Genomic DNA, 8,741 nt, shown 5'->3' on the forward strand with positions numbered 1-8,741 from the left:
GGGGTCCCTTTGATTTCGATGCAGTTTACCGGTGTAGGCCGATCTAACTGCGACAATGGCTAGCGCTCCGCCCCCAAAATAATAATCAATAAAATCAGCTACTTCCTGACTGGTCTTTCTGCACTTTCTCAACACCTCTTCGCCGGGGCCCGGCGGGCGTACGTATCCATTCGCCGGAGCGGTCGGGCCCGTATGGCGGCGATAATTATAGTTATCTTGGATAAGTCTCTAGATATCGTCTGTTATACGGTTATCTAACGTTATAAATGTATGGAATAATTGAGCCAGTTTGACTCAATTCGCCCACCATGTCCCGTCCTGCCGCAGTCACCGCCGAACAGATCCGCTCCGCCGTGCTCACAATGCTCGCCGAGGCCGGCGACGGCGCGCCGGCCAGCGGTACGCGGTTCCGCCAGATCGTGTCGGTCCGCAAGCTGCGCGAACGGCTCGGTGCCGGTGACCCTGCGACGCTCGCCCGGGCACTGAACGCAATCGAGGCGGAGGTTGTCCGCGCAGGGTTGGCTGAGGTCGCGATTCCCGACCTGCCGACCGATATTGCCGATTTGATGCGCGCACTGTGGCAAGCCGCCGTCGCGGTACAGCTTGATGACGTCGTCCGGCTGAAACAGGCGGCCGACGCCAACGTCGTCGCAGCCGAAGCGGCCCGTACCGATGCCGAGCTGCGCGTCGAATTGCTCCGGCAGGAAGTCCAGACATTGCGCACGATGCTCGCCACGCGCGACGCCGAGCTGGCCGATCTGCGCGCCCAACAAGGAGTGCAGCGGGACCGCTGCGCCTCCCTTGAAGCGCAAGTTGACGAGCGTCAGGTCGCCCTCGACGCGCTGACAGCCGAGCAGGCTTCTCGGGACCACGCACATACCGCGGCGCTCGAGGCCGCCCAGCACCGGTATGAGGCGCTGTCGAAGCAATTGCTGCAGGAAACCGCGCATCAGCGCGAGGCGCTGAAAAAGGAGCACGTGCAGGCGGCGTCACAACTGAAATTCGCCGAGCGCCGGATCGCTGCGCTGGAAGGCGAACGCGATCGGCTCGACAACGAGCTCGCCTGCGAACGTGAGGCCCGCCAACAGGCGGTTGGCGAGGCGCTGGCGCTGAAAGCAGTTAATGCGCAGCAACACGCTCAGCTCGGCGACCTGCTGCGCGACATCGCGCCGAAACCGACGCAAACCACCCGCACGGGCCTTGCGACGGCAAAACGCGCCACGGGTAGCGCGTCCACTAAGCGCAAGGGAAAATGACCCGGCCCGCCGCTTGCCCGGTCGCTGACCTCTCATGAACTTCGCCGACTGGATCGATACCGGCCCGATGCCACCGCAGCGTCTGCCCGACGATCTCGATGCCGCCATTGCTTACGTGAGCGATGTGCTCGGCCATGTCGTCTATCTGCGCTGGACGCTGACGCTCGTCAAGCGGCGCTTTCCGTCGCTCGCCGATGCGAAGGCCGCAAAGCCGGCCGTGATGCGGCTATTGCTCGATCAGTCGGCCGCGGTCGAATACTGGGATCGCGGTCGCGCGCGGGTCGTGTCAGTCGACGACGCGCCGGCATCCGAAGCCGTGCTGACACGCGTGCTGCACGCACATGGGCGGCGCTTCAAGTTCGGCGAGGTGGCATTACCGGCGATCACGAGCGGTGAGCGGTTACGGGAGTCGGCGCCGCTGGTTGGAGGCGTCCCGCTTGCGTTACGGCCATGGTTCGCGCGCGCGGGACGCTTTGCCGCCGTCGCGAGCGCAACCAACACGCTCGGCGTTGGCGATGACGCCCAGGCGACCGCGCTGTTCCTGCGCGACCGGGCCAGTCGGTCGCCCCATACGGCACGCGCCTACCTGACCGAGATTCGCCGCCTTGCGGCGTGGTGCATCGCGCACGAGCTCGGGCCGCTGTCCGACCTGACGCGACACGATTTGCTCGAATACAAACGCATGCTGCACTGTCCTGCGCAGGACAGTGCTGACGATGTGCAACCTGAAGGCCGACTGTCCGAGTCGACACAGGCTCGAGCGCTCGCGGTCGTCGCCAGCCTGTTCCAGTACTGGACCGAAACCGGTTACCTGACGGCGAACCCGGCCGCTGGCCTGGTGCGAGGACAACGGCGGCACGCCGGTTTCGCCCCGACCCGCATGCTGTCAGTTGCGCAGCTGGCCGCTTGCGATGCCGAGGTTGACGCGGTCGATCGCGACGGCGAGCCGCTGATCGCGGCGCGACGCCAGGCGATCTGGAGCCTGTACCGCTTTGCCGGCGTACGGCTGGTCGAGTTGGTCTGGTCCGACGCGCGACAACTACCCGCACTCGACGTCGACTCCAATGGATGCTGGACCTTGCACGTGTGCGGCAAAGGACAGAAACCGCGAGCGATTCCGTTGCCTGCGGGTTGCGTCTCGCGTCTGCAAACCTATCGACAGTTGCGGGGACTGCCTGAGCAGCCGGAACCAAGCGAACACGTGGCGCTGGTGCATGGCCTCAAGGGCGGGACGCTGCAGGGTTCGGGGCTGTATGACGAGGTCAAGGCGATCTTTCGGGCGGCCGCCGCGCGACTCGCCCCGATCGATCTGGCGAGTGCCGCCACGTTGCGGCGGGCGTCGCCGCACTGGTTGCGCCATGCCTATGCCCGGACGTTGGTCGTCGACCGGCAGGTGCCGCTTCCAGTCGCGCAGGCACTGCTCGGCCATGCGTCGATTCAGACCACGGCCGGCTACGCAAAAACGGATCTGTCGCAGTTGCGCGCGTTCGTTGATCTCGCGTTCGATACCGATTAGGGTTCGGTCGTCAACGGCGGAATCGGTGATTGCAATCCTTCGGCGGCGAAGCGATTCAGTTTGTCGAGCGCCGTCAGATAACGATGGGTCGGTATGCTCGCCAGTTGCTCGTCGTGAAGCACTAGGATCCGCTCGATCACGGCTTTGTCTCGATCGAGCATGACCCAGGTTTCGCCGCGCTCGGCGCGCGCGATGCACCGAGCCAGCGCGGCCTCCGCGCGTTGGAACTCGGCATCGTCACCGGTCGCCGGCGTTTCCTTGTGCAGATAGAACGCCGTATAGACGGCCTTCAGCAAGCAGACCATCAAGTCAACATTGGCATGGCCCTTCGCGATGGTGGCCAACGCGAGATGATGTTCGAGCGACAACGCGCGGGTCCGTGCGAGCGGGAGCGGCAACAACATTTCTTTGCTCAACGGACGGTGTCCCGAACGCCGGGCGGACTTTCGACTCATGGCGGCGTAGAAAAAGACAAGAGCCGTGTATTATGCCCCGACCATTTACGCGGACTCCTGCCAAATTCATCCACGTGCCTCGCGTCCCGCCATCGGCATGCCGATCGCAAGACTGGGCATCAGGCGATGCGCATAGTCAGCGACCGGGAATTCGAACGTGCCGCGCAGGTTGATGCCTTCCAGATACGTCGGTGCGATGCGCCGCAGATAGTCGGGTAGCACTGGCGTCTGTCCGAGTGTCTCGATGCGTTCGACCGCCCGCTGCATGTGCATCGTGTTCCACGCCAACACGGAGTTGGTCAGCAGACTCAACGATGACGACACCGCCATGAGCGTGTGGCGGTGCCGCGTGAGTTCGACGGGAATCTTGCCCTGATGAATCGCACGCTGCACGGTGTGCACCGCCTCGCCGCGATTGAGAACGTGCTGCAGTTCGGCCCGGAAGGCCGGCAGCGTGAAATAGTCGATCAGGTAGATCGACCGGAACAGCTGTCCCAGCGCGACGCCGCCGTCGTACAGCGGCAGGCCGCGCGCAGCGGATCCGAACCGCGTCAACGCCTGCACGGCCGTACAGTGGCCGCTCTGGATCGAGGCCACCAGTCTCACGAAGTCATCCCAGATGGCCTCGATGGCTTCCAGCTGGACGTCGCGATCGATAACGGCGACCAGCGCTTCGGGCACACTCATGCCGACGGAAACATGCAGGCGCCGGTCGCGCAGGTGTGCCAACCGCGGGCACAGGTCGAATCCCAGCCCGCGGGCCACCGCCATCCCGAAATCGGTGTACCCATGCGTGTCCACGGCCAGTTGGGCGACGTCGTCGGTGCCTTCCTGGCGGATGGCGCCCTCGATCGCCGCACCGGCCTGCCGTTCGTTCAGCACGATCGGCTGGTCGTAGAAGATGCCCCACCGGTCGCGAACGTGGGTGTAGACGCCGATCGACGCCGTGCGCCGACGCGGATCGGCACGCGCCTGCCAGACGGTGCGGGTCGTTTCGAGCGACATCATGTCGGATGACGCGAGATCCGCACGTCCCCAGTGCGCCGCGATCGCGTGGCGGTGCATGAAGCCGAGCACGGCATCCGCTGCCTCTCGCAGAACCCGCTCGTCGGCGACGCGATGCATCATCTGGCGGATCGCGCCGGCCGACAATTCCGGCACCATCCGCGCGACTTCCGCAGCGGACATCGATGTGCCGTGCGCGAGCACGGCAGCGTAGACCATCAGCAACTCGCTGCGCGCGCGAGGCTCACGACCCAGCAGCAGCCAGCTGAAGCGCGTTTCGCTGTCGATCTCCAGGAGGATGCGCGGCAACTGGCCGTCCGGATGGGCATTGAAAATCGCGCGGCGCAGCGCTTCGACGGCAGGCTCGGCCCGCTGCGCCGAGGCGGGATCGAGATGAATCGCCGTATCAACCCGAACCTCTCCACGCGACACGGCTTGCGCCAACCGTTCAAGGCCCTCGCTCAGGTGCGCGCAAATCGGCTCGATATACTCTTTGGGGTCCTGCGACAGTTTCAGATGACCATAAAAGTGGTTGCGCTGCGCCTTCCAGGTGTCGTCGGGAATCAGCAGCGTGGCCTGGCTGCGGAACGCGAAACTGTGCTCGACGAAGACTGAGCCGTTGCGCAGCGCGACCCGCAACGCGGACAAGGTCGCCCATTCGAACGCAAGCAGTGCCTGCACGCGGTCCTCGCCGGCCACGATCCGTTGCCAGGCGCGCCCGACCGGCACGGACACATCCCCCGGCAACTCCCGTTCGCCGCAAACGTAGATCGTTCGCAGCACCTCGAGCGCGTCGATGACCGGATGCTGGGTTTGCGACGCGAACGGCAACGTCAACAACCTCGCCAGCATCGTGCGGGCAACGCGTTGTTTGCTCAGCAGTTGTGCGCGCACCAGGCTCGCGCGACTCGGGCTGCTCCTAGCAACCATTGTGTCAGCCAGTTGCACAAGATGCTCGATCAGCGCGTCGTGCGCCAGGGTGGCGTCGGTCGCGAGCGCTTTCACGGCCGTCGCGAATTCGCGCAGTTGCGCTTTCAGGTCGGGCCGCGTCGCGTCGACCTTGCTACCGGCTTCGTTGACCATCTTGCGCTGCCAACGGGCGAGCATCCACAGCAGCTGATCGGTGGCAACGCAGAGCGCGTAACGCATGAAACAGGTGGCCTCGAGCCGGCGCACGGGCAAACGGATCCGTTTGCTGACGGACGGAGGCCGGTTGGCGCAGCGTCGCGCATAGTGCCGCACCACTGCCTCGTTGCATGCGGCCGGCCAGTTCCGGTGCACGCCGAGCTTGGTCAGGCGCTCGATCTTGCGAAACAGCTCACCCATCTGGTTCGTTGAATTCCGTAACGGTACGGACCAGAGCCACTGCTGCAGGCTGGCCCCGCCCGATTCCGGTCTCGGCAATAGCATGCCCCATTGATCGAGCGAGGCGGCGCCGAACGCCGCCTCGAGACGGTGGGTCAGCGCGGCTTCCACGTCCTGCACGGCCTGCACGATCAGTTGCTGCAGTGCGCGGTCGTGAACGATCAGGACCCGATGCTCGTACAGCCACTGTTTGAGATCGAACAGCGCCGTGCTGCGATCCTGCCGGCCCGACAGCCGTTCCTTGAGCCAGCGCACGACGTAACGCCGCTGGTGCTCGGCCATAGGTTGGAATCCGAGCGCTTCGTAGGCCAGTTTCTGGTGATCGGCGAGCGTGTCGGTGCGGTCGTCGTAGAGTGCGCGCAACGTCCCTAGGTCAGGCGGGTCGATGCCGAGTTGATCGCCGAGATGCTGCCACAACCGTTTGGGAACCTGCTTGTAAGCATCGAGCGTGCGGCCGGTCATTCGCACGAATCCCAGGTGCAACGCGACCGCCAGGCGGTAGAGGTGTGAGCGACGACCATCGATCAGCGCACGCTCGCGGGCGGAGAATGTGAAGAAGGTGTTGAGCTCGAACTCGGTCAGCTCATGCGGAAAATGCCGCATGCCGAGATACGCCAGTCGCCAGTGGTCCATCGCTCGCACTCCCGCGCGAAAAACGGACTGTGCAGCGTAGCGGGAAATAATCCGTGCAGCAAGCAACCGGGCGTGCGATAGGCTCCCAGCTTGCTGAAAATCCATAGCCGAGGGGGTATCTTGATTCGTTGAGATTCCTTACAAAATCATCAAAAGCGGAGCCTTCCGCTTGCTCCATCACGGCGCTCGTCATTCGTGACCCATTTCCCGCGCCCCCGCGCGAGAAATGGGCAATGCCGCGTTGTGGGGAAAAATCAGCAGATCATTCGAAAAAACAACTGGCGCCGGCCACGGAAATCTAACGCCGAGCTTCTGAAGCGGTCACCGACACCTGACGAAATTGTCATTATTTTTCCGGCACTGGAAATAGTCTGTTTCAGGCCAGGCAATACTGCGTCTCAACATATCCGGAGAAATTTCGATGAAAGGCATCCGTTATCGCACTCGCGCAACCTTTCATTTCGTCATGAATTCGCAATTTTAGAGTGCCCAACCAGCGTCAATGGAGGTCCATTTCTCAGAGTCGCCCCACCAACCACCATCCGCCCATATTCTTACAAAAATTAATCGATTTCCCAACAAATTTATAGCAACCACCATTCTGAAATATTCTGTAAAATATCAACTGATGAGTTGACCGTAGCGCATGTTGTCATTAGGGGAATCGACTGATAGATTGATCGGAGGAACGAGGCGATTGCCATCAATGGCATACCATACCTGAAATAGCAATCGACGTTGATGCAATAATCCAGCCCTAGCCAATTTATTATAAGCGATTATTATTCAATATCGATCCAGTGAGGTGATGCCTCCCCACTCTTGCGAGTCAGAACTAAAAAACACACATAATATGGCGAGGTTCAATTTGAATGAAAAAGAAAAAATAATATCGGGAATAATAAAACTCGCATCCCTTTCAGCGGCATCGGTTGCGCTTATCGAGGTGCTGCTATTTATGCAGTGCGACGAGATAGGTGGTCTATTTAAATCAGTGGCTCAAACCAGCACACTACTCTTGCTTATCTACCCCATAGCACTTGCAGCATCACTGATTTACACGACGATCTCATATTTCAATCTTTTCAAACAGAGATCAAGTGGACGAGAAGTAATACCAAGAAGACTAGCCATGCCGTACCTGGCCTTATTTGTTGTGGTGATTTGCATTTCCAGACTGATATCCATATCAGTTTGCACAAAATAGCAACCAAAACGAGAGCACACTATGACTTCCGTATCAGTCGCAGGCTATACGATTTCCGGACTCGACAATGCTGCCGGCGTACAAAGTGCAGCACAGGCGTATCAAAATAATCCAAGCAATGCCACTCTCATCGCCTACCAAGCTGCTTTGGCGAGCGCCGCCGCAGCTGCAACATCTCTGATACCGGGTGAGGGTGCCGCTTTTGCGGGAAACTCCATTGTAGCCAGCGTTACAAACATAATAACAAACGGCGCTTCGATGAGCGCCAATGATTTGGCAAGCGCATTCGCATCAATCGCCGGTAATATTGCCACCATGGCAGGCCAAGGGGTTGAATTTTTAGGCCTTGCAGGATCGAGCATAAATCCAATTTTCGGCGGGGGAACATTCACCCTCGGCGAGCTCATTAACGCCGTTGGCTTTATCGCGTCCGCCACCGGAGCCGGGATTGATTCATCGACAATCGCCAATGCGATATCACAGAGTTTGCAATCCGCCGGACTATCGCCCGACTCAAACGGAAACTACACCCCGGCATCATTGAGCAGCTCCAATTTTGTTTGCGATTCCTCCAACGCAGCCACTATGTGGAACATAGTGCAGGAAAATAATACTGATCAGATAAGCGCAACACAGCAAAGCGGAAGCAATGTTGCGACAGTTATTTCGACCGGCGGAAATGATGACATTATCATTTCTCCCGGAGTTGCCGACTCCGAATTCAACTTAATCTCCTCCGGCGGGAATAGCACTATAACCGGAGTAAACTCGGGCTCGATGTCCGGAGGAAATATTGCTGTCAATGGAAACCAGAATTCCACGTCCATATCGAATGGCAGCGTAAGTGTCGGCTCAAATTCGAGCGACCAAGTTAATGGCAGCAACAATAGCATTAGCGAAGCGGCTGGCGCCTATCTTGTCGCGAGCGGTGGCGGCAACACTATTAACGCTGCCGCAGGCTCCCAGGCATACATCACCGGTACGAATGGCAGCTTCGATACGGTTAACGCCAATGGCGACTATCTAGGGAGTACGACGACCAACGGTCAACCAACCGGCATCCTGCTAAACACAAATGCCCAAGCCAACATAATCGGTAGCGGCGACGGCGTGAACGAAGCAGCCGGCGATAGCGTTGGCATTTACGGGGGCGGCAATACGATCAACACATCTGCCGGGGCGCTCACGGTGGTGGGCAACACAAACGGCAACTTCGACACGATCAATGCCAATAACGACGCGTTAGGCGGCAAGACTGCAAACGGCCAAGATACCGGCATCGGCCTCAACGTAAACAGCCAAGT

Annotated in this window: 4 protein-coding genes and 1 pseudogene; 3 read left to right on the forward strand and 2 right to left on the reverse strand. The window is 60.3% G+C overall.

Annotation, left to right across the window (positions count from 1 at the left end; translation table 11 throughout):
- Positions 1 to 308 precede the first annotated feature (308 nt).
- Both U5771_RS34280 and U5771_RS34285 read left to right on the forward strand, forming a co-directional pair.
- Positions 309 to 1,256, forward strand: coding sequence for a DNA-binding protein (locus tag U5771_RS34280; RefSeq protein ID WP_322028047.1), 948 nt, complete (start codon positions 309 to 311; stop codon positions 1,254 to 1,256).
- A 34-nt stretch (positions 1,257 to 1,290) separates the two neighbouring features.
- Positions 1,291 to 2,772, forward strand: coding sequence for a tyrosine-type recombinase/integrase (locus U5771_RS34285; protein WP_322028048.1), 1,482 nt, complete (start codon positions 1,291 to 1,293; stop codon positions 2,770 to 2,772).
- Here U5771_RS34285 and U5771_RS34290 read toward each other — a convergent pair.
- Positions 2,769 to 3,176, reverse strand: coding sequence for a hypothetical protein (locus U5771_RS34290; RefSeq protein ID WP_322028049.1), 408 nt, complete (start codon positions 3,174 to 3,176; stop codon positions 2,769 to 2,771). The two genes, U5771_RS34285 and U5771_RS34290, sit on opposite strands and share 4 nt — an antisense overlap.
- A gap of 117 nt (positions 3,177 to 3,293) precedes the next feature.
- Positions 3,294 to 6,230: a Tn3 family transposase gene (locus tag U5771_RS34295; RefSeq protein WP_322028050.1), complete on the reverse strand. Its 2,937-nt coding sequence runs from the start codon at positions 6,228 to 6,230 to the stop codon at positions 3,294 to 3,296.
- A 1,228-nt stretch (positions 6,231 to 7,458) separates the two neighbouring features.
- On the opposite strand from U5771_RS34295, the pseudogene U5771_RS34300 reads away from it, so the two are divergent.
- Positions 7,459 to 8,741, forward strand: a pseudogene (locus tag U5771_RS34300) (hypothetical protein); the annotation flags it as partial.

The organism is Burkholderia sp. BCC1977, from assembly GCF_905339595.1.
Classification (GTDB): Bacteria; Pseudomonadota; Gammaproteobacteria; order Burkholderiales; family Burkholderiaceae; genus Burkholderia.

Bases quoted from the DNA above. Each gene is read 5' to 3' on its own strand.
- U5771_RS34290 (WP_322028049.1), bottom strand. From the start codon at position 3,176: ATGTTGTTGCCGCTCCCGCTCGCACGGACCCGCGCGTTGTCGCTCGAA.
- U5771_RS34285 (WP_322028048.1), top strand. From the start codon at position 1,291: ATGAACTTCGCCGACTGGATCGATACCGGCCCGATGCCACCGCAGCGT.
- U5771_RS34280 (WP_322028047.1), top strand. From the start codon at position 309: ATGTCCCGTCCTGCCGCAGTCACCGCCGAACAGATCCGCTCCGCCGTG.
- U5771_RS34295 (WP_322028050.1), bottom strand. From the start codon at position 6,230: ATGGACCACTGGCGACTGGCGTATCTCGGCATGCGGCATTTTCCGCAT.